16 protein-coding genes are annotated in these 19,963 nt (G+C 74.3%); 9 read left to right on the top strand and 7 right to left on the bottom strand.

The features are described from left to right. Window positions 1-28 precede the first annotated feature (28 nt). The 6 genes from ACFWUY_RS32490 (at window position 29) to ACFWUY_RS32465 (ending at window position 8,547) form a co-directional block, all read left to right on the top strand. Window positions 29-646, top strand: coding sequence for a response regulator (locus tag ACFWUY_RS32490; protein ID WP_384118321.1), 618 nt, complete (start codon window positions 29-31; stop codon window positions 644-646). Window positions 647-741: 95 nt separating this feature from the next. Beyond that, window positions 742-2,190, top strand: coding sequence for a peptidoglycan D,D-transpeptidase FtsI family protein (locus ACFWUY_RS32485; RefSeq protein ID WP_384118272.1), 1,449 nt, complete (start codon window positions 742-744; stop codon window positions 2,188-2,190). 161 nt (window positions 2,191-2,351) lie between these two features. Then, window positions 2,352-2,741 (top strand): hypothetical protein, encoded by a 390-nt coding sequence (locus ACFWUY_RS32480; RefSeq protein ID WP_384118319.1) that lies wholly within the window; start codon window positions 2,352-2,354, stop codon window positions 2,739-2,741. A 48-nt stretch (window positions 2,742-2,789) separates the two neighbouring features. Beyond that, window positions 2,790-3,428, top strand: coding sequence for a hypothetical protein (locus tag ACFWUY_RS32475; protein WP_384118270.1), 639 nt, complete (start codon window positions 2,790-2,792; stop codon window positions 3,426-3,428). A 110-nt stretch (window positions 3,429-3,538) separates the two neighbouring features. After that, window positions 3,539-5,605 (top strand): SpoIIE family protein phosphatase, encoded by a 2,067-nt coding sequence (locus ACFWUY_RS32470; protein WP_384118268.1) that lies wholly within the window; start codon window positions 3,539-3,541, stop codon window positions 5,603-5,605. After that, on the top strand, window positions 5,602-8,547 hold the full coding sequence (locus tag ACFWUY_RS32465) for a SpoIIE family protein phosphatase (protein ID WP_384118266.1): 2,946 nt from the start codon (window positions 5,602-5,604) through the stop codon (window positions 8,545-8,547). Before ACFWUY_RS32470 ends, ACFWUY_RS32465 begins: the two co-directional genes overlap by 4 nt. Window positions 8,548-8,599: 52 nt before the next feature. On the opposite strand, the gene ACFWUY_RS32460 is transcribed toward ACFWUY_RS32465, so the two are convergent. Both ACFWUY_RS32460 and ACFWUY_RS32455 read right to left on the bottom strand, forming a co-directional pair. Further along, window positions 8,600-9,733 (bottom strand): hypothetical protein, encoded by a 1,134-nt coding sequence (locus tag ACFWUY_RS32460; RefSeq protein WP_384118264.1) that lies wholly within the window; start codon window positions 9,731-9,733, stop codon window positions 8,600-8,602. Next, window positions 9,730-10,662 (bottom strand): 5-dehydro-4-deoxyglucarate dehydratase, encoded by a 933-nt coding sequence (locus tag ACFWUY_RS32455; RefSeq protein ID WP_384118262.1) that lies wholly within the window; start codon window positions 10,660-10,662, stop codon window positions 9,730-9,732. The genes ACFWUY_RS32460 and ACFWUY_RS32455 overlap by 4 nt, the downstream gene beginning before the upstream one ends. A 212-nt stretch (window positions 10,663-10,874) precedes the next feature. Between ACFWUY_RS32455 and ACFWUY_RS32450 the strand changes: the two genes are divergently transcribed. Continuing rightward, the gene (locus tag ACFWUY_RS32450; RefSeq protein ID WP_384118260.1) at window positions 10,875-11,684 is read left to right on the top strand and encodes an NAD-dependent epimerase/dehydratase family protein; all 810 of its coding nucleotides are present in this window, start codon (window positions 10,875-10,877) and stop codon (window positions 11,682-11,684) included. Between the two features lie 238 nt (window positions 11,685-11,922). Here the strand turns inward: ACFWUY_RS32450 and ACFWUY_RS32445 are convergent, their stop codons facing one another. Continuing rightward, complete coding sequence (locus ACFWUY_RS32445; protein ID WP_384118258.1) at window positions 11,923-12,858, bottom strand: AraC family transcriptional regulator; 936 nt, start codon at window positions 12,856-12,858, stop codon at window positions 11,923-11,925. 139 nt (window positions 12,859-12,997) lie between these two features. On the opposite strand from ACFWUY_RS32445, the gene ACFWUY_RS32440 reads away from it, so the two are divergent. Together ACFWUY_RS32440 and ACFWUY_RS32435 are read left to right on the top strand one after the other, a co-directional pair. Then, the gene (locus ACFWUY_RS32440) at window positions 12,998-13,237 is read left to right on the top strand and encodes a hypothetical protein (protein WP_384118256.1); all 240 of its coding nucleotides are present in this window, start codon (window positions 12,998-13,000) and stop codon (window positions 13,235-13,237) included. A gap of 36 nt (window positions 13,238-13,273) precedes the next feature. Beyond that, window positions 13,274-14,518 carry a TerD family protein gene (locus ACFWUY_RS32435; RefSeq protein WP_384118254.1) on the top strand — a complete coding sequence of 415 codons (1,245 nt, stop codon included), beginning with the start codon at window positions 13,274-13,276 and terminating at the stop codon, window positions 14,516-14,518. A gap of 22 nt (window positions 14,519-14,540) precedes the next feature. Here ACFWUY_RS32435 and ACFWUY_RS32430 read toward each other — a convergent pair whose 3' ends face one another. From ACFWUY_RS32430 to ACFWUY_RS32415, 4 genes are all read right to left on the bottom strand, one after another. Beyond that, on the bottom strand, window positions 14,541-15,560 hold the full coding sequence (locus tag ACFWUY_RS32430) for a 1-aminocyclopropane-1-carboxylate deaminase (RefSeq protein WP_384118252.1): 1,020 nt from the start codon (window positions 15,558-15,560) through the stop codon (window positions 14,541-14,543). Window positions 15,561-15,645: 85 nt separating this feature from the next. After that, the gene (locus tag ACFWUY_RS32425) at window positions 15,646-16,338 is read right to left on the bottom strand and encodes a GntR family transcriptional regulator (RefSeq protein WP_384118250.1); all 693 of its coding nucleotides are present in this window, start codon (window positions 16,336-16,338) and stop codon (window positions 15,646-15,648) included. Window positions 16,339-16,390: 52 nt separating this feature from the next. Further along, window positions 16,391-17,833, bottom strand: coding sequence for an alkaline phosphatase PhoX (locus ACFWUY_RS32420; protein ID WP_384118248.1), 1,443 nt, complete (start codon window positions 17,831-17,833; stop codon window positions 16,391-16,393). A gap of 427 nt (window positions 17,834-18,260) precedes the next feature. Next, entirely contained in the window at window positions 18,261-19,715 is a 1,455-nt protein-coding gene (locus ACFWUY_RS32415; RefSeq protein ID WP_384118246.1) for a hypothetical protein, read from the bottom strand. Window positions 19,716-19,963 lie beyond the last annotated feature (248 nt).

Genomic DNA, 19,963 nt, shown 5'->3' with positions numbered 1-19,963 from the left:
ACGCGTGGTGGTCGCCGACGACGAGCGGATGGTGCGGACGGCCCTGCGGGTCATCCTCGACGCGGAACCCGACCTGGAGGTCGTGGGCGAGGCGTCCACCGGCGCCGAGGCGGTGTCGGTGGTGCGGGCCGAACGGCCGGACGTCGTCCTGATGGACGTGCGGATGCCGGAGGTCGACGGCATCCGGGCCACCGAGCAGATCCTCGCCGGGATGGCGGAGCCGCCGCGGATCGTGGTGGTGACCACCTTCGAGAACGACTCCTACGTGTACGACGCGCTGCGCGTGGGCGCGGCCGGCTTCCTGCTGAAGCGGGCGGCGGCGGAGGAGCTGGTCGGCGCGGTCCGGCTGGTCGCGCGGAGCGATTCGCTGCTCTACCCGGCGGCGGTACGGGGCCTGGCCGCCGAGCACGCCCGCCGCAGACCGCCGGTGGCGCCGCCGTGGGTGGGGCGCCTCACCGAACGGGAGGCGGAGACGCTGCGCCTGGTGGCGAAGGGCCTGACGAACGCGGAGATCGCGGACCGGCTGGGTGTCGGGCCGGCCACGGTCAAGACCCACGTGGCGGCGGTCCTGGCGAAGTCGGGCGCCCGCGACCGCACGCAGGCGGTGATCCTGGCGTACGAGTCGGGGTTCGTACGGGCGGGGTGAGACCGGGCCGGTACGGCCGTCCCTGATGAAGGTTCCCTGAGAAACCGGACACATCCGGAACGCCCCCCACCGGCCCGTTCGTCCCCCTGAGTGCGATGAACAAGACGATCAGGAACACGTCGGTCTTCGTGCTGCTCCTGGTGCTCGCCCTCCTGGGCCGGGCCACCTGGGTGCAGGCGTACGAAGGCAAGGCGCTCGCGGACGACTCGAAGAACCGGCGGAAGACCATCGCGCAGTACGCGCAGCCGCTCGGTGACATCGTCGTGGCCGGTTCGCCGGTCACCGGCTCGAAGAGGACGGAGGGAGACGATCTCGCGTACAAGCGCACGTACACGGACGGCGAGCTGTACGCGGCGGTCACCGGGTACGGCTCGCAGGCGTACGGCGCCACCCAGCTGGAGGGCATCTACGGAGACGTCCTCGACGGCACCGACGACCGGCTGAAGAACCCGCTCGACGCCCTCACGGGCAAGCAGCAGGAGCCGGGCACGGTCGTCACCACGATCGACCCGGACGTCCAGAAGGCCGCCTACCGGGCGCTCGGGAACAAGAAGGGCGCGGCCGTCGCCCTCGACCCCGCCTCCGGCCGGATCCTCGCCCTGGTGTCCACCCCCTCGTACGACCCCTCGGAGATCGCCGGGACGACGGACGGCGACGCCTGGAAGCGGCTGACGGCCGACGAGGACAAGCCGATGGTCAACCGGGCGCTGCGCCGGCCGCTGCCGCCCGGCTCCACCTTCAAGCTGGTCGTCGCCGCGGCGGCCCTGGAGGACGGTCTCTACGGCTCGGTGGACACGGCGACGGAGAGCCCCGACCCGTACACCCTGCCGAACACCCGGACCGTGCTGAGGAACGAGAACGCCTCGGCGCCCTGCGAGGACGCCACGATCCGCACCGCGCTCCAGTACTCCTGCAACAACGTCTTCGCCAAGATGGCCGCCGACCTGGGGCAGGACAAGGTGAAGGCGATGGCGGAGAAGTTCGGCTTCAACGAGGACGAGCTCGACGTGCCGGTGCGGGCGTACGCGAGCGCGTACCCGTCCGGCATGGACGCGGCGCAGACGGCGCTCACCGGCATCGGACAGTTCGACGTGACCGCCACCCCGCTCCAGATGGCGATGGTGTCGGCGGCGATCGCCCACGACGGACTGCTCGCGGCCCCGCACATGGTGGCGGAGGTCGTCGACTCCGACGGCGACGCGCTCCGGTCGTACGAGGACGGCGACACCACCCGGATCGTCTCCTCCTCGACGGCCGGGCAGCTGCGGAGCGCCATGCGGACCGTCGTGGACGAGGGCACCGGCACCAACGCGGCGATCGACGGGGCCGAGGTCGGCGGCAAGACGGGCACGGCACAGCACGGCGAGAACAACAGCAGGACGCCGTACGCCTGGTTCACGTCGTACGCGAAGGACCCCTCGACCGGGAAGCAGGTCGCCGTCGCCGTGATGATCGAGGACTCGGGCGCGGCCCGCTCCGAGGTCAGCGGCAACGGTCTGGCGGCCCCGGTGGCGCGGAAGATGATGTCGGCGGCGCTGAAGTGACGCGGTGAAGTGACGGTGCACGGGGTCCGATTGGCCGTCGGGCCCCGTCACACGATATGCAGAGTCACGCTCGTGTCCGAGCACGCATTCGAGCCACTGACCCTGCACCCACCTCGCGGAGGACCGCCGTGCGCCTGCCCCGTTCCCTGTCCGGCTGGACCATGGCGGTCTTCGGCGTGCTCGCCGCCGCGCTGGGGGTGGTGGGCCTGGTCGTACCGGACGCCCTGCTCACGGCGATGGGCTTCGCGCCGGTGCCCGAGGGCGGGCGCGCGGACGACGACCACACCCTCGTCTTCCTCACGGCGTCCTCGATGGCGGCGCTCAACATGGGCGTCTACTACGTCCTGGCCGCGCTCGCCGACTGGAAGCCCTTCTTCCGCTGGACGGTTCCCTTCCGGCTCCTCACCTGCGCGGTCTTCACCCTCGCGGTCGTCACAGGCCGGGCCCCGGCCGGATTCCTGGGCGTGGGCCTGTGGGAGGGCCTGGGCGCGCTGGCGACGGGGGCCGCGCTGCGGTACGAGAAGCGGGGAGCGGCTTCCGCCACCCCCTAGGAAAGGTGACCGATCCGTCGGGCCCTCCTCAGGGACGAGCCTGGGGCGATGCGCTGGTATCTGACAGGTGTCGTGGTGTCCGGATTCGGTACGACGGCGATGTGGCTGGTCGCCGGGATCTGGGTGGAGTCCCTGACGGGGTCCGACAGTCTGGCGGCCCTGGCCGCCTTCGCCCTCTGGGCGCCCGTACTCCTCGGGCCGCTGCTCGGCACGCTCGCCGACCGGGTGCGGCGGCGACCGCTGCTCGTCGTCCTGAACGCGGCGATGGCGGTGCTGCTGCCGCTGCTGCTGTGGGTGGACTCGGCCGACCGGGTGTGGCCGCTGTTCGCGGTGGCCGTGGGGGCGCGGGCGCTGTCGTACGGGACGACGGCCCTGGCGGCGAGCGCGGTGATCGGCCTGGGGCTGCCGTGGGTGCTCGTCGCCGTGGTCACGGCGGTGCAGCGGGAGGTGCCGGCGGAGGCGGTGGGCCGGGTGGCGGCCACCGCGAACACCCTGGTCCTCGCCCCGAACGCGATGGCCCTCGCGCTCGGCGCGGGCCTGGTCGCCCTGGTCGACGTCCGCGTCCTGCTGCCCCTGCTCGCGGTGGCGGGCACGGGATGGGCGGCGGGGCTGACCGTACGGGGGCGGAGGCGGGTGCGGGGGTCCTCGGGGCGGCCCCGCCCGGGATCCGTCGGGGCCGCCGGCTGATCCGCCGGAGCCGTCGGAGGCGTACCCGCGGGCCGTCCGCCGCTCGCGGTGCGGGGGGACCGGCGGGCGGCGAGCATGGAAGGAGGCGCGCGCGGCGGGAGGAGGGCAGTGTGACGGCCGGTTCCTTCCCGGGGGCGACGGGGCGGGCGGGGGTGCCCCTGTACGGCAGGGGTCTCCTCGACGTGCTCGGGGTCGCCGCGGTCGTCGTGGACGCGCGCGGCCGGGTCGTGCTGTGGAGCCCGCAGGCGGAGGCTCTCTTCGGCTTCCGCTCCGACGAGGCGCTCGGCCGGTACGTGGCCCGGCTGATCGTCGGCGAGGAGCACCGCGAGGAGGCGACCCGCCTCTTCGCCGAGGTGCTGCGCGAGGGCACGAGCTGGACCGGCACCTTCCCCGTACGGCACAAGGACGGCAGCGTCCGGCGCGTGGAGTTCCGCAACATGGGGCTCACCGACGACCTGGGCGGTCTGTACGCACTCGGGATCGCCGCCGACCACTCCGCCGTCGAACGGGTCGAGACCGAGCTCGCCCTCTCCGACCGGCTCGTCTCCCAGTCCCCGATCGGTCTGGCCGTCCTGGACACCGACCTGCGCTACGTCCTGGTCAACCCGGCCCTCGAACGGATCGACGGGGTACCGGCCGCGCTGCACATCGGGCGGCGGGTCGGCGAGGTGCTGCCCCTCTTCGACACCAGCGCCCTGGAGGACTCGCTGCGCGCCGTACTGACCACGGGGACCCCCCTGCTCGACCGGCCCACCGTCGGAAGGACCCCCGCCGACCCGGACCACGACCACGCCTGGTCGGTGTCCTTCTACCGCCTGGAGGGGCCCGAGGAGCGGGTCCTGGGGGTCGCGGCCTCGGTGATCGACGTGACGGAGCGGCACCGGGCGGACACGGTCGCGGACCGGTCCCGGCGGCGGCTCGCGCTCATCGCGGACGCCTCGGCCAAGGTGGGCACCACCCTGGAGGTGGAGCGGACCGCCGACGAGCTCGCCTCGGTGGTGGTCCCGGAGCTCGCGGACATCGCCGCCGTCGACGTCCTCGACTCCGTCCTCGCGCTGCGCAGGCCCGGCGCCCCCGAGGAGGGGCCCGAGCTGTTCCGGGCGCTCGCGGTGAAGGCGGCGGCCCGGACGGAGGCGCTCCCGGCGGCGGACCCGCCGGGAGCGGTCGCGATGTACGGGGCGGACCGGCTGGTCACCCGCTGCGTGCACACCGGTCTGCCGGTCCTGGTGGAGCACGTCGGCCCCGGTGACCTGGCCCGGATCGCACGGAGTCCCGAGGCGGCGGAGCTGCTCGCCCGGGCCGGGGTGCACTCGTACCTGGCGGTGCCGCTGATCGCACGCGGCGAGGTGCTGGGCGCGCTCGACCTCAAGCGGGACCGCAACGCCCTGCCCTTCGACGGCGACGACGTGCTGCTCGCGACGGAGCTCGCGGCCCGCGCGGCGGTCAGCATCGACAACGCGCGCTGGTACCAGAGCGTGCGGAACTCGGCGGTGACGCTCCAGCGCAGCCTGCTGCCGGGCATGCCGCCGAAGCGGGCGGGCCTGGAGGTCGCGGCCCGCTACCAACCGGCACAGGCGTCGAGCGAGGTCGGTGGCGACTGGTACGACGTGATCCCGCTGCCCGACGACAAGACGGCGCTCGTCGTCGGGGACGTCATGGGCAGCGGGATCGACGCGGCGGCGACGATGGGCCGGCTGCGGACCGCCACCTGCGCGTTCGCGGACCTCGATCTCGCGCCCGCCCAGGTGCTGCGGCATCTGGACCGGATCACGGCGGGCCTGGAGCACTACATCGCGACCTGTCTGTTCGCCGTGCACGACCCGGCCCAGGGCCGGTGCCGGATCGCGAACGCCGGCCATCTGCCGCCGGTACGGGTCCCGGCGGACGGGCCGGCCGAGCTGGTGGACGTGGAGCCGGGCCTCCCGCTCGGGGTGGGCGGCGGAACGTTCCGCACGACCCGGGTGCCCTTCCGGCCGGGAGACCTGCTCGTGCTGTACACGGACGGTCTGATCGAGACCCGCGACGAGGCGATCGACGAGCGGATCGCCCTGCTCGTGAGCCTGCTCGACGGGGCGCGCGGGCCCCTGGAGGAAACCTGCGACATGCTGCTGCGGGCGCTGCGCGTGCCGGGCGCGGCGGACGACGTGGCGCTGCTCATCGCCCGGAGCACGGGATGACGGCCCGGGACCGGCGGAACGACACGGGCCCCGGACAGGAACCCGGTCAGGGACCCCGCCCGGGGCCCGGCCTGGGCCCCGGCCCGGACGACGCCGCCCGGGAGCGGGAATGGGGACGGCGGGGACGTGGCCGGCGGCGGGACCAGGAGCGGGGACAGGGCCGGGCGCAGGGGCGCGCCGAGCGGCGGGCGCGCGGCCGGCAGCCGGGTCCGGACGGACGCGAGACCGGGCTGCGGAGCGTCGCCGGGCAGGTGTTCGCCCTGGAGGCGCTGATCGCGCTCCTGGTGATCGCGGCGGCCGTGTTCGTGACGTTCTACCAGGCGCGCGGGGACAGCGAGCACGACGCCCGGGTCCGTTCGCTCGCGGTCGCGGAGGCCTTCGCGAAAGCTCCCGGCGTCGACGACGCGCTGGCCTCGGCCGATCCGACGGCGGAGCTCCAGGACCGGGCGGAGGCGACCCGGCGGGCGACCGGGGTGGACTTCGTCGCGGTCCTCGCCCCGGACGGACTGCGGTACACCGACTCGCAGCCGGAGCTGATCGGCCGCAAGGCGAGCGGCGACCTCACCCGCGCGACGGTGGACGGTGAGTCCTACACCGAACTGTTCACGGGCGCTCCCAACGACGCCGTACGGGCCGTGGTCCCCGTGGTGGACGACCGGGGCCGGATCGTCGGCCTCGTCACCAGCGGCATCGAGGTGGAGAACATCACGGACGCGGTGCGGGGGCGGCTGCCGCTCCTCGCCGGCGCGGCGGCCGGCGCGCTCGTGATGGCCGTGGGCGGCGCCGCCCTGGTGAGCCGGCGACTGCGGCGGCAGACCCACGGCCTCGGCCCGGCCGAGATGACCCGGATGAAGGAGCACCACGAGGCGGTCCTGCACGCGGTCCGCGAAGGCGTCCTGATCGTGGGCGCCGACCGCCGGCTGCTGCTCGCCAACGACGAGGCGCGCCGGCTGCTCGGTCTCACGGCGGACGCGGAGCGGCGGCACGTCTCGGAGCTCGGTCTGGACCCGCGGACGGTCGAGCTCCTGGAGTCGGGCCGGGCGGCGACGGACGAGGTGCACCGCGCGGGCGACCGGCTGCTCGCGGTGAGCGTGCGTCCGACGCTCCCGGAGGGCTCGGAGTCCGGCAGTGTGATGACGATGCGGGACACCACCGAGCTGGCCGCCCTCAGCGGCCGGGCGGCGGTGGCCCGCGGCCGGCTCCAGCTGCTGTACGAGGCGGGGGTGCGGATCGGGACGACGCTGGAGGTCGTGCGGACGGCGGAGGAGCTGGCGGAGGTGGCGGTGCCGCGGTTCGCGGACTTCGCGACGGTGGAGCTGCTCGAACCGGTGCTGCGGGGCGAGGAGCCGCCGGAGTCCGCGGCGGCGACCACGGAGATGCGGCGGACGGCGCTGAGCGGACTGCGGCCCGACCACCCGCTCCAGCCGGTCGGGGACGCCGTGCGGTTCGACGTCCCCAGCACCCCGATGGCGAGGGCCCTGAGCGGGGGTCACGCGGTGGTGGAGCCGGCGCTGGCCTCGGCGGAGGGCTGGCGGGCGCAGGACCCGGAAGGGGCGGCGCAGGCCCTCGCGATCGGGATGCACTCGCTGCTCACGGTGCCGCTGCTCGCCCGTGGGGTGGTCCTCGGGATGGCGAACTTCTGGCGGGCGGACACTCCGGAGCCGTTCGGGGAGGAGGACCTGTCGTTCGCGGAGGAGCTGGCCGCGCGGGCGGCGGTGGCGATCGACAACGCGCGCCGGTTCACCCGGGAGCACGCGATGGCGGTGACGCTCCAGCGGAGCCTGCTGCCCCGGGTGCTGCCCGATCAGAACGCGGTGGACGTGGCGTACCGCTATCTCCCGGCGAAGGCGGGGGTGGGCGGCGACTGGTTCGACGTGATCCCGCTGCCGGGGGCGCGGGTGGCGCTCGTGGTGGGGGACGTGGTGGGGCACGGGCTGCACGCGGCGGCCACCATGGGGCGGCTGCGGACGGCCGTGCACAACTTCTCGACGCTCGACGTGCCGCCGGACGAGCTGCTCGGGCACCTCGACGAGCTGACGGGCCGGATCGACGCCCGGGAGTCGGAGGGGCCGGAGGGCGAGGGGCGGCGGCGCGAGGAGGGCATCACCGGTGCGACCTGCCTGTACGCGATCTACGATCCGGCGTCCGGCCTGTGCACGGTGGCGAGCGCGGGGCATCCGGGTCCGGCGCTCGTGGGTCCCGACGGACGGGTCGAGTTCCCCGAGCTGTCGCCGGGGCTGCCGCTGGGGCTCGGTCTGGGCGACGCGCCGTTCGAGGCGACGGAGCTGCGGCTGCCGGAGGGCAGCAAACTGGTGCTCTTCACGGACGGGCTCCTGGAGGACCGGGCGCGGGACCTCGACACGGGTCTCGGGCTGCTGCGGTCCGCGCTCGCCCGGCCGGACCGGAATCCGGAGCAGACCTGCGCGGACGTCCTCGCGACCCTCCTGTCGCCGTCGCCGCGCGACGACATCGCGCTGCTCGTGGCACGGACCCGGCTGCTCGAACGGGACCGGATCGCCGAGTGGGAGGTGGCGCGGGATCCGTCGGCGGTGTCGCCGGTGCGGAACGCTGCGGCGGCGAAGCTGACGGAGTGGGGTCTCGAGGGGCTCGCGTTCTCGGCGGAGCTGATCCTCAGCGAGCTGATCACGAACGCGGTGCGGTACGGAGCCGATCCGGTGCGGGTACGGCTGCTCCACGACCGGACGCTGATCTGCGAGGTGTCGGACGGCAGCAGCACCTCGCCGCACCTGCGGCACGCGGCGGCCATGGACGAGGGCGGGCGCGGGCTGTATCTGGTGGCGCAGTACGCGGAGCGCTGGGGCACCCGGTACGCCCGCCGGGGCAAGACGATCTGGGCGGAGCTGCGGGTGGGCGCGAGCGGAGCGGAACCGGTGGCCGCGGTGGTGCCGGACCTGGACGCGCTGGAGGACCTGGCCTGGTGAGGGCGGCCGGGCCCTCCGGAGGGCCCGGCCGGCAGCCGCCGGACGAGGCTTCCTAACCCAGTTCCCGCAGGGCCGTACGGACGGCGGCCAGGTCCTCGTCGGAGGCCAGTCCGGCGTGGTAGAGCCGCAGTTCGGTCGCTCCCGCGTCGCGGGCGCTCCCGGCGTCGCCGGCCAGCCGGTCCGGGGCGCCGCCCATGCCGGCGACGACGGAGAGGTTCGCGGCGAGGACGGTGTCCGGGCGGGCGTGGGCGGCGAAGTCCGCGACCCGGGACGGGCGGGCGACCACGCCGTCCGCGAGGCCGAGGACGTGCGCCGGGTCCGTGCCGGCGTCGGCGCCGCAGCGGTACGGGTCGGGGTCGGCGTGCAGCAGGATCCGGAAGCCGGCCGGGGCGGCGGCGCGCACGGCGGCGACGGCGGCCTCCTGGAGGGTACGGGCGGTCCGGGCGCGCCAGGCAAGGGCGGGTGCCTCCGGGGCGCCGAGCCCGCCGGCCGGTCCCGCTCCGGCCCAGACCGGTTCCAGGGCGCCGCGCACGGCGGCGGCCAGTTCGTCGGGGTCGGCGCCCTCGTCCGCGTACCCCGCGCGGCAGGAGGGGCAGAAGCAGAGCGACATCAGGTACTGCTCCCGCTCCCCCAGGGCGACGCCGCCGGTCTTGTCGTGGGCGTGCAGGTGGGCGAGTCCGTACCAGCCGCAGGACTCCAGCTCGGTGCCGGCCGCGCCGGGCCGTACGGCGGCCTCGGCGGCCAGGTCGACGAGCAGGGCGCGGACCTCGGGGCGGGCGATGCAGGGGGCCCAGGGGTAGCGGTCTCCGTAGGCGTTGACGACGGAGGTCTCCGGGTGTTCCGCGCCGAGGCGGGAGTTGTGCGCGAGGACGACCCAGCTGTGCACCTCGACACCGGTGGCGGCGAGGACCTCGGCGGCCCGCCCGAAGGAGTCGCCGGGTGCCCACTCTCCCGCCGGGTACGGGCGGAGCGGGCGGCCCGCCCAGCGCTCCTGGTCCGGCGGGTAGAGCACGGCGGAGTGCTCGGCGGTGACGATCCGGTGGGCCGGGTGACGGGGGGTCAGCGCCCGGGTGGAGTGGTAGGCGGCGGCGAGGGTGACCTGTGCGAGGCCGAGCCCGGCGAGGAGCGCGGGCGCGGCGGGGTCGCCGTCGACGTCCCAGGGGTAGACGAAGGCCGCCGCCCTCATGCTCCGGCCTCCTTCAGGAGGGCCCGGCCGCGCTCGACGAGCAGCATGAGTGCGTCGATGTGCTCGGGTGCGGGCTCGCTCAGCGGCGGCCGTACCTCGCCCACGTCCAGGCCTCCCCTGCGGACCGCCGCCTTGACGAGCGAGACGGCGTATCCCCGGCCCTGCGCGCGGAGTTCGACGAGCGGCCGGTAGAAGCCGTCGACGAGCAGGTTCACGGTGGCGTCGTCGCCGGTGGTGAGCGCCCGGTGGAAGGCGAGCGCGATGTCGGGGGCGAAGCAGAAGACGGCGGAGGAGTAGAGGGTGACGCCGATGCCCCGGTAGGCGGGGCCGGTGAGTTCGGCGGTCGGCAGGCCGTTGAAGTAGAGCAGGTCGAGGCCCTCGGCGCGGACGGCGCTGACGATCCGCTGCATGAGGTCGAGGTCGCCGAGGCCGTCCTTGAGGCCGATGATCCCGTCGGTGCGGGCCAGGGCGACGGCGGTGGCGGGGGTGAGGACCGCGTTGTCGCGCTGGTAGACGATGACGTCGAGCGAGGTGGCGGCGGCGAGTTCGGTGTAGTGGCGGAGCAGCCCGGCCTGGTCGGCGACGACGAGGTACGGCGGCATGGCGAGGAGGCCGTCGGCGCCGGCCTCCTCGGCGAGCCGGGCGTACCGGACGGCGAGGGCGGTGCCGTAACCGGCGCCCGCGACGACCGGGACGCGGTCGGCGGCCTCCTCGACGGCGGCGGCGACGCAGTCCCTGAACTCCTCGGGGGTGAGGGCGTGGAACTCGCCGGTGCCGCAGCAGGCGAACACGGCCGCGGCTCCCGCGTCGATCCCCGCGCGCACGTGGGCGCGGAAGGTGTCGAGGTCGACGGAGCCGTCCGGCGCGAAGGCGGTGACGGGGAAGAACAGCAGGCCGTCGAGCCGGCCGGCGAGCGGGGCAGTGGTCACGGGCGCTCCCTGGGAAGTCCGTTGTGCGGGGTCATCGTGCACGGTTATGACCGTCATCCATATTCTTGAACGCTGACGCTCCGCACGCTAGAACAGGGCGGAAGCACCGGTCAAGAAGGAACGCGCCGCACCGAGGACTCTTGACGCTCCGTCGCACGGCTCCTTAGCGTGTCCACGGTTGTGAACGCCACTTATCAGAGGAGATCCCCTCCATGTCCGCACCCCGCACCGTCCTGCTCACCGGCGCCGCCGGGGGCGTCGGCACGCTGATGCGGGAGCTGCTGCCCCCGTACGGCTACGAGCTCCGCCTCCTGGACGTCGCCCCCGTGCCGGGAGCGCCGGACGCGATCGTCGCCGACCTCGCGGACCGCGCGGCCCTCCGCGAGGCGGTCCGGGGCGTCGACGCGATCGTCCACCTCGCGGGCATCTCCCTGGAGTCGACCTTCGAAAAGATCATGGCCGCCAACATCGCCGGGACCTACCACCTCTACGAGGCGGCCCGCGAGGAGGGCGTCCGGCGCGTGGTGTTCGCCTCCAGCAACCACGCCGTCGGCTTCACCCCCCGGCCCCGCGACGGCGAACCGCTCGTCCCGGTCGACACCCCGCACCGCCCCGACACCTTCTACGGCCTCTCGAAGTGCTTCGGCGAGGACCTGGCGCAGTTCTACTGGGACCAGCACGGCATCGAGACCGTCTCCGTCCGCATCGGCTCCTGCTTCCCCGAGCCCACCTCGGTCCGGATGCTGTCGATGTGGCTCAGCCCCGACGACTGCGCCCGGCTCCTGCACGCCACCCTCACCGCCGAGGACGTGGGCCACACCGTGGTGTACGGATCGTCCGCCAACACGCGCGCGTGGTGGGACCTCTCCACGGCCCGGGCGATCGGCTTCGAGCCGCGGGACGACTCGGAGCCGTACGCGGAGAAGCTCATCGCGGAGAAGGGCCTCCCGCCGGAGGGCAGTGCCGACGACCTCTACCTGGGCGGCCACTTCTGTGTGGACCCGCCCCGCTGGCCGCACTGAGCGTGAGGGTACGCAGGACCCGGCCGGACTGATACGGGGGAGCCGGCCGGGGCCCGGGTCACGGCGCGCGCTGGCGGACCGGACCCGCTCACCGTAGGCCCGGACGAAGATCACCGCGAGCCGCGGAACGCGGCACCTGTCCGGATTGCGCGGCGGGTCGAGGCACGGAAGCACCCGGCGGCGCGCGGCGTGTGGTGTGTGGCGCCGTCGGCAGGGCGGCGTCGGCGTGGTGGCGCCGTCAGCGTGGCGCCCGCAGCGTCCGGGACGGCGACTCGCCGAACCTTTCCCGGTAGCGCGCCGCGAACCGCCCCTGGTGCGCGAAGCCCCAGCGCCAGGCCACCTCGCTCACGCCCACCTCGTCCGGCGCGGCCGCACGCAGCTCCTCGCGGACCCGGTCGAGCCGGACCTCCCGCACGTACGCCATCGGCGACATCCCCACGTACTCGCGGAACGACTCCTGGAGGCGGCGCACGCTCACCCGGGCCAGGGCCGCGAGTTCCGTGGTCGTGAACGGGTGCTCGGGCCGCTCCCGCACCGCGTCCATCGCCCGCTTGACGGGCGCCGGGCGCCTGGGCTCCCCCGGGTGGGCGAGCGCCTCGCGCCAGGGATGCTCGGCGGCCAGGAGCAGCCCGTTGAGCAGCGCCTCCTGCAAGGGTCTCGCCACCAGCTCGTGCCGGGCGAGGCCCTCGCCCGCGAGCGCCTCCGCGGCGACCCGGCGGGCGAAGCGCACCCAGCTCAGGCCGGGGCCGCGGGTGATGTCGAGGCCGGGCGCGAAGACCAGCGGGCCACGGGGCGGGCGGCCGATCAGCCGCTCCAGACGGTCGCGCAGCTCGGCCGCCCCGACCTTCACCGACAGGGTCCGGCAGTCCCCCGTCCAGCGGTCGAGGAAGGTGTCACCGGCCGGGTCGAGGAGCAGCGCCTCCGCGGGCGTCGCGACGATCGGGGCCCCGCCCTGCCGCATCTCCATCCTGCCGCTGAGCGGCGCGTTCAGGTGGTACGCGCCGAGTTCCCCGAAGCTCATCCGCACATCGGCCCCGCAACTCAGGTCGCCGATGACCAGCGGCCCGAGCACGAGGGTGTCGAAGCTCGCCGCGAAGGGGCGTCCCTCCCGGTCGACGACGTCCATCCGGTTCGCGTAGTAGCGGGCGTCGAGCTCCTCGCGCGCCTCGTCCACGTCCCGTGTCCGGAAACGGCTCCCACCCACAGCGTCCCCTGCCCCCACCGGCCCCAAGGGCCCATCCGCCCCCACTGCACCCATGGGTCGAAAGAATATTCATATGACGGATCTGACCGGGAACGGCAGGATGCCCGGCATGCCACGACCTCATGGATTCACGTACGAGCGGCGCCGTGACGGCTCCGTCGTCCTCACCCACCTCGGCCGCGCCGCCGGCGTGCTGCGCGGCGGGCGGGCCGAGAAGTTCCTCGCCGAGGTCGGGTCGGGCGACGCGCAGCTGGTGATGGCCCGGTGGACGGGCTCGTACCGCTTCGGGAACGAACGGCAGGCCAGGAGCCATCCGCGTAACCAAGGTGGCCGAACCGGGCGCGGGTAAGGGAACGGCAAAGGGGCCCGGATCGTTAGCCCTGGCATGACCGCTATGACCCCCGGCTCGAACATCCCTCTCACCGTCGCGCGCGTGGCGGTGGACGTCGCCGCCCCGGTGCGGCTCGACGTCTCGGGCCTGCTGCTCGGCGCCGACGGCAAGGTCCGCTCGGACGACGACTTCATCTTCTACAACCAGCCGTCCGGCCCCGGTGTCACCTACCGCTCCGGCGGCGGCGCCGCCCCCGACGCGATCCTGGTGGACACCGGCGCCGTTCCGGCCGGCATCGAGAGGATCGTCGTCACCGCGAGCCCGGACGCCGCCGGCCAGACCTTCCAGGGCATCGAGCCCACGGCCACCCTGCGCAACGCGGACGACGGCAGCGTCCTCGCCACCTTCACCCCGCCCCGGCTGGCCACCGAGACCGCGCTCGTGGTCGTCGAGATCTATCTGCGCAACGGCGCGTGGAAGGCCCGCGCCGTGGGCCAGGGCTACGCGAACGGGCTCGCCGGCATCGCGACGGACTTCGGCGTCTCGGTGGACGACGAGCCCGCGGCCACTCCGGCGGCGGCGCCCGTCGCCCCCGCCCCCGTCGCCCCGCCCGCCCCGGTGGCGCCCCCGGCCCCGCCGGTCGCCCCGGTGGACCCGCGGCTCGCGGCCGTCACGCCGCCCGCTCCCCCGGCCGCCGCACCCGCCGCACCCGTCTCCACGGGCAAGATCAACCTCGACAAGGGCCGGGTCAGCCTCCAGAAGAACCAGACCGTGTCCCTGGTCAAGGGCGGCCGCCCGCTGCTCTCGCAGGTCAAGATGGGCCTCGGCTGGGAGCCCGCGTACCGGGGCAAGGACATCGACCTGGACGCCTCCGTCATCGCGTACGGCCCCCAGCGCAACCACCTGGACAGCTGCTACTTCGGCAAGCTGGCCATCCTCAACGGCTCGGTCAAGCACTCCGGTGACAACCTCACCGGCGAGGGCGCGGGCGACGACGAGGTGATCGTCGTCGACCTCGGCCGGCTGCCGGCCGAGGCCACCGGTCTGGTCTTCACGGTCAACTCCTTCTCCGGCCAGAAGTTCACCGAGGTCGCCAAGGCCTACTGCCGTCTGATGGACGCGGCGACGGGCGAGGAGCTGGTCCGCTTCGACCTGACCACCGCGGAGCCGCAGACCGGCGTGATGATGGCCAAGCTCATCAAGCAGTTCAGCGGTGAGTGGGAGATGACGGCGATCGGCGAGTTCGTCAAGTCCCGGACCGTCCGGGGCATGGTGAAGCCGGCCGCCCAGGCACTCTGAGCGACCGGCTCCGGCCCCGCCGCTACGAGAACAGCGCGCTGTAGGCGTTGAGGGCGGGCTGGCCGCCGAGGTGGGCGTAGAGCACGGTCGAGTCCCGGCCGATCTCTCCCCGGTCCACCAGGTCGACCAGACCCGCCATCGACTTCCCCTCGTACACGGGGTCGGTGACCATGCCCTCGGTGCGGGCGGCGAGCCGCATCGCGTCGAGGGTGGTCTCGTCCGGGACGCCGTACACCCCGGCGTGGTAGCGCTCGTCCAGCTCCACGTCGGCGGCCGTCACCGGCCGCTCGACCCCGATGAGGGCGGCGGTGTCCCGGGCGATCCGGGTGATCTGCTCGTGCGTCGGACCGGGCTTCGCGGAGGCGTCGACGCCGAGGATCCGGCGGGCCGGGCCGCCCTCCTCGGCCAGCGCGGCGAAGCCCGCGACCATGCCGGCCTGGGTGGAGCCGGTCACCGAGCAGACGACCACCGTGTCGAAGAAGACGCCGAGCGCCCGCTCCTGCTCGGCCACCTCGTACGCCCAGTTGGCGAAGCCGAGGCCGCCGAGCCGGTGGTCGGAGGCGCCCGCCGGGATCGCGTACGGCTTGCCGCCGCCCTCCTCGACCTCCCGCAGGGCCTGTTCCCAGCTCTCCTTGAAGCCGATGCCGAAGCCCGCCCGGACGAGCCGTACGTCGGCGCCCGCGAGACGGCTGATGAGGATGTTGCCGACCTTGTCGTAGACGGAGTCGGGCCAGTCGACCCAGCTCTCCTGGACGAGGACGCAGCGCAGCCCGGCACGGGCGGCGACGGCCGCGACCTGGCGGGTGTGGTTGGACTGGACGCCGCCGATGGAGACGAGGGTGTCGCAGCCCTGGGCGAGGGCGTCGGCGACCAGGTACTCCAGTTTGCGGGTCTTGTTCCCGCCGTACGCGACACCCGAGTTGCAGTCCTCGCGCTTGGCCCAGAGGGTGGCGCCGCCGAGGTGGTGGGTGAGCCGTTCGAGCGGATGGACCGGCGAGGGCCCGAAGAGGAGCGGGTAGCGGTCGAAATCGGTGATCGGCAAGGCGGCTCCCGGTGAGTGACGGCTGCTGGTCCTGGACGCCGTGACGGACGGCCCGCGGCGCTCTTACGGATGGTCCTGGGCGCTCCTAAGGAACCGGGGGCCCCGGGATGCCGGTGACCTCGGCCACCTCGATGGCGTCGTCCGCGAGTTGTTCGAGCGCCGCCCAGATCTCCGTGGTGACCCGTACCGCCTCCGCCGCGTCCCCCGCCGCGCACGCGTCGATGAGCCGGGCGTGCAGCTCGGCCGATCCGCAGCTCCCGGCGTCGCCGAAGAGCCGCCGCTCGACGCGGCGGATCAGAGGGGTGTACCGCGCGATCGTGGCGGCGGCGGCGTGGTTGCCGCTGGCGACGACGAGGACCTGGTGGAGCTCGTCGTCGGCGCTCAGGGCGGCTTCGACGTCGGAGGCGCGAACGGCCGCCGCGAAGCGCTCGTTGGCCTCGCGCATGGCCCGGATGCCCTCGGGGCCGAGGAGCGGCACGCCGGTCCTCGCGGCGAGTTCGTGCATCACCCGCACCACCGAGGCGGCGTCGCGGACGACCCGGCTGACCGGCCGGGTGACCCGGGTGTAGCTCTGCGGCTTGGACTCGACGAGTCCCTCGTCGCCGAGCCGGGCCAGGGCCTCGCGCACGGGTGCGCGCGAGAGCCCGAGCCGTTCGGCGAGATCGGCGTCCTTGAGCGGGGCGCCGGGGGCGAGGTCGCCGCGCACGATGGCCTCGCGCAGCGCCTCGTACGCCCGGTCACGCAGCAGGGTCCGGCCCACGGGCCGTAGTACGTCCATGGACTGACATGTTAGATGTCAGTCCATGGACCGGCCAGGGCCGTTTCCGGCCTCAGCGGCGGGGCTGGCGGCGCCAGGGGCCGGTGATCGCGACCATGATGCCCGGGTTCTGGATGCTGGCGAACAGCGTGTCGCCGTCGGGCGAGAAGGTGACGCCCGCGAACTCGCTGTCGTTCAGGTCGTTGCGGGCGATCGGGTAGGTGCGGCCCGAGTCGGTGGCGCCGAAGAGGTGCTGGACGCCCTCGCCGTCCTCGGCGATGACGAGCCCGCCGTACGGGGAGACGGTGATGTTGTCGGGGCCGTCGTAGGCGCCGTCCTCGTCGGGGGCGGCGTTCACGCCGAGCAGCACCTTGAGGGTGAGGGTGCGGCGCTTCGGGTCGTAGAACCAGACCTGGCCGTCGTGCGCGGCGCCGGGGCTCTCCGCACGGGCGTAGGAGGAGACGACGTACGCGCCGCCGTCGGCCCACCACATGCCCTCCAGCTTGCGGGCGCGGGTGACCTGGCCGTCCGTGAACTGCTTGCGGACCGAGGTGACGCGGCCGTCGCGGTCGGGGACGTCGACCCAGTCCACGCCGTAGACGGTGCCGATCCGGCTCGCCCGGGAGAGGTCGTCCACGAAGCGGCCCGCGGAGTCGACGCACTTGGCGGCCTGGAGCGCGCCGGCGTCGTCGGCGAGGGTACGGAGCTTGCCGCGGCCGTGCTCGAAGCCCTGCGGCGGCACCCAGCGGAAGAGCAGCCCGTTGGGGTTGGAGGCGTCCTCGGTGAGGTAGGCGTGGCCGCGCTTCGGGTCGATGACGACGGCCTCGTGGTCATACCGGCCGAAGGCCTTGATCGGCTTCGGATCGCGGTTGGCGCGGCGGTCGCGCGGGTCGACCTCGAAGACGTAGCCGTGGTCCTTGGTCATGCCGTTGACGCCGGCGCGGTCGGAGTTCTCCTCGCCGGTCAGCCAGGTGCCCCAGGCGGTGCTGCCGCCCGCGCAGTTGGTGGAGGTGCCGGCGATGCCGACCCACTCGGCGACGGTGCCGTCGCGCTGCACCTCGACGACCGTGCAGCCGCCGGCCGCGGCGGGGTCGTAGACGAGGCCCTCGGCGAGCGGGACGGGGTGCGCCCACTTGTCGCGGGTGCCCTTGAGCTCGTGGTTGTTGACCAGGTACGTGGTGCCCCGCGGCCCGGCGAAGGCGGCGGTGCCGTCGTGCTTCTCCGGGGTGAACTCGCCGGACTCCAGCCGGGTCACGCCGCTGCGGGTGACGACGCGGTAGGAGAACCCGGCGGGCAGGGCGAGGATCCCCTCGGGGTCGGCGACGAGCGGCCCGTAGCCGAGCCGGTGACCGTGGCCGTGCCCATGGCCGTGGTCGTGGCCGGTTCCGTACGCCTCCGGCTCGTCGGACGCGAGCGCCTCGGGCGCGGTGGCGAGAGCGCCGACGACCCCGGTGAGGGCGAGGCCCGCACCGGCGACGGCGGACTGCTTGCTGAACTCTCTGCGGTTGAGGGGCATGGTGTGGCGTTCTCCCTGTGGTGGCCGGATCTCGCGGGCCACCCTGCCGCGCCGCCACGAACGCCGCCTGAACACCACGGGAACACCGCCGGGCGCGAGCACCCGGGCCCGTACGCACCGGCCCGGCGGGCACGGGAGGCCCGCCGGACGCGGGAGGCCCGCCTGGCTCGGGAAGCCGTGCGGGCCGAGGTCCGGCGCCCGAACCCGCCGCCGGGCCTCCCGCCCGACCCGCTGTCAGGCCCCGGCCCGCTGTCGGCGTTCGCCCGACCCGCGGTCAGGACACCGGTTCCGCCGGGCTCGTCAGGCCTGCGATCGAGACACCGGCCCCGCCAGGGCCCCGCCCCACCGACCGGCCGTCGGGCCCCTGTCCCGACCGGCCGTCAGGCCCCCGTCCCGGCCGGCGTCAGGACGCCGCCCCGACCCGCCGTCAGGACCCCGACCGGGAGCGGGCCTTGAACGCGGCCTTGCGGGCCTCCTTCGCCACGGCCTTGTCCCGGTGCAGGCGGCCCATCGCCTCGAGGACCTCCGCCGTCGCCGGGTGCTCCACCCGCCAGGCCGCCTCGAAGAAGCCGCTGTGGCGACCGGTGAGTCCCTCGATCAGCTCCTGGAGCTCCTCCAGGTCGCCCTCCGCGTCGAGCTGGGCCGCGATCGTGTCGATCGCCAGCCAGAAGATCATCGACTCCGGCGGCGGGGGGACGTCCGCCGCACCGCGCTCGGCGAGCCAGACCCGCGCCAGGCCGCCGAGTTCCGCGTCGTCCAGGACCTCCCGCAGCGCGGGCTCCGCCTCGGGACCCACCAGGGAGAGCGTCTGCTGGCAGTGCAGGCGGCGGAGCGGCGAGCCCGCGTCCGCGCCGCGCGCGGCGTGCAGCAGCTCCCGGGCCGCGGTCGGCACGTCACGCCCGTCGAGCCAGGCGGCGGTCTCCTCGCGGGCCGCTTCCTCGGGGTAGCCGGCGATGCCGTCGAGGAGCGCGTCGGCGCCCTTGTCCGCGAGGTCGCCGACGGCGGGCGCGTCGACGCCGGCCTCCAGCATCCTGGCCCGGACGCCGTAGAGGCCGAGCGGGGTGAGCCGGACCATGCCGTACCGGGTGACGTCCTCCTCGTCGACCGGCGGCGCGGGCTCCTCGCCCTCCTCGGCCATCAGGGCCTCGTCGACGGGCTGGTACTCGACGAGCCCGATCGGTTCGAGGAGCCGGAACTGCTCGTCGAGCCGCATCATCGCGTCCGAGACCTGCTCCAGGACGTCGTCGGTGGGTTCGCCCATGTCGTCGGGGACGACCATCGACGCGGCGAGCGCGGGCAGCGGCACCGGGCCCTCACCGGGTCCGCCCTCGCTGACGGTCAGCAGGTAGAGGTTGCCGAGCACCCCTTCGAGGAACTCGGCCTCCACCTCGGGGTCCCAGTCCAGCGACTCGATGTCGATCTCGCCGTCGTCGCCGACGATCGCGTCCAGGTCGTCGATGACGGGGGCGACGGCGTCGGCGAAGACCGTGTCGAAGCCGTCGAGCCAGAGCGTGAGGACGTCCTGCGGCGAACCGTCCGTGACGATCGGCAGGTTCCCGCCGGGCGCGGCCCGCCCCGGGGCGTCGCCGTCCTCGCCCTCCGTGCCGTCCTCGACGGCCACGAGGCCGGTGTCGACGGCGAGCCGCCAGGCGTCGCCCGCCCACATCTCGCCGTCCTCGTCGTCGCCGAGACCCAGGACCTCGACGGCCTCGGGCAGCTGTTCGTCGACGAGTTCGCCGCCCGCGTCGACCCGGGTGTCGGGGCCGGCCCAGCGGGCGAGCCGTACCGCGTGGGCGAGGAGGGGGGCGGCCAGGGCGTCCCGCGCCAGCTCCGCGTCCGCACGGAGCCGAACGGGGGGAAGGGTGGGGTGCTCCGCTGACATCTGGGGGGTCTCCTCGGCGCGTACGTGGCTGATGGGGGCTGAAAGAGCGGCTCCCAGCGTAGACGCATCCGGGGGGACGTCCGGCGGTTCACGGATCCGTCAGCCTTCGTACACCCGTCGACTCTTGACAAGTCCACCATTGTCGCAAGAGATTGACGCGCGTAGATTCATCTGCCGTTCCTCCAAGCACCCTCCGGAGCCCTGATGCCTTCCTCCATACCGAGATTCGCCGCCGTTTCCGCCGTCGT

The sequence above is a fragment of the Streptomyces sp. NPDC058664 genome (assembly GCF_042716635.1).
Classification (GTDB): Bacteria; Actinomycetota; Actinomycetes; order Streptomycetales; family Streptomycetaceae; genus Streptomyces.
The sequence above is the reverse complement of the archived record's forward strand: the minus strand, read 5'-3'. Positions and strand labels throughout refer to the sequence as shown.

Coding starts and splice junctions, on each gene's coding strand:
- ACFWUY_RS32490 (WP_384118321.1), top strand. CDS start 29: ATGGTGCGGACGGCCCTGCGGGTCATCCTCGACGCGGAACCCGACCTG.
- ACFWUY_RS32485 (WP_384118272.1), top strand. CDS start 742: ATGAACAAGACGATCAGGAACACGTCGGTCTTCGTGCTGCTCCTGGTG.
- ACFWUY_RS32480 (WP_384118319.1), top strand. CDS start 2,352: ATGGCGGTCTTCGGCGTGCTCGCCGCCGCGCTGGGGGTGGTGGGCCTG.
- ACFWUY_RS32475 (WP_384118270.1), top strand. CDS start 2,790: ATGCGCTGGTATCTGACAGGTGTCGTGGTGTCCGGATTCGGTACGACG.
- ACFWUY_RS32465 (WP_384118266.1), top strand. CDS start 5,602: ATGACGGCCCGGGACCGGCGGAACGACACGGGCCCCGGACAGGAACCC.
- ACFWUY_RS32460 (WP_384118264.1), bottom strand. CDS start 9,733: ATGAGGGCGGCGGCCTTCGTCTACCCCTGGGACGTCGACGGCGACCCC.
- ACFWUY_RS32450 (WP_384118260.1), top strand. CDS start 10,875: ATGTCCGCACCCCGCACCGTCCTGCTCACCGGCGCCGCCGGGGGCGTC.
- ACFWUY_RS32440 (WP_384118256.1), top strand. CDS start 12,998: ATGCCACGACCTCATGGATTCACGTACGAGCGGCGCCGTGACGGCTCC.
- ACFWUY_RS32435 (WP_384118254.1), top strand. CDS start 13,274: ATGACCGCTATGACCCCCGGCTCGAACATCCCTCTCACCGTCGCGCGC.
- ACFWUY_RS32425 (WP_384118250.1), bottom strand. CDS start 16,338: ATGGACGTACTACGGCCCGTGGGCCGGACCCTGCTGCGTGACCGGGCG.
- ACFWUY_RS32420 (WP_384118248.1), bottom strand. CDS start 17,833: ATGCCCCTCAACCGCAGAGAGTTCAGCAAGCAGTCCGCCGTCGCCGGT.
- ACFWUY_RS32415 (WP_384118246.1), bottom strand. CDS start 19,715: ATGTCAGCGGAGCACCCCACCCTTCCCCCCGTTCGGCTCCGTGCGGAC.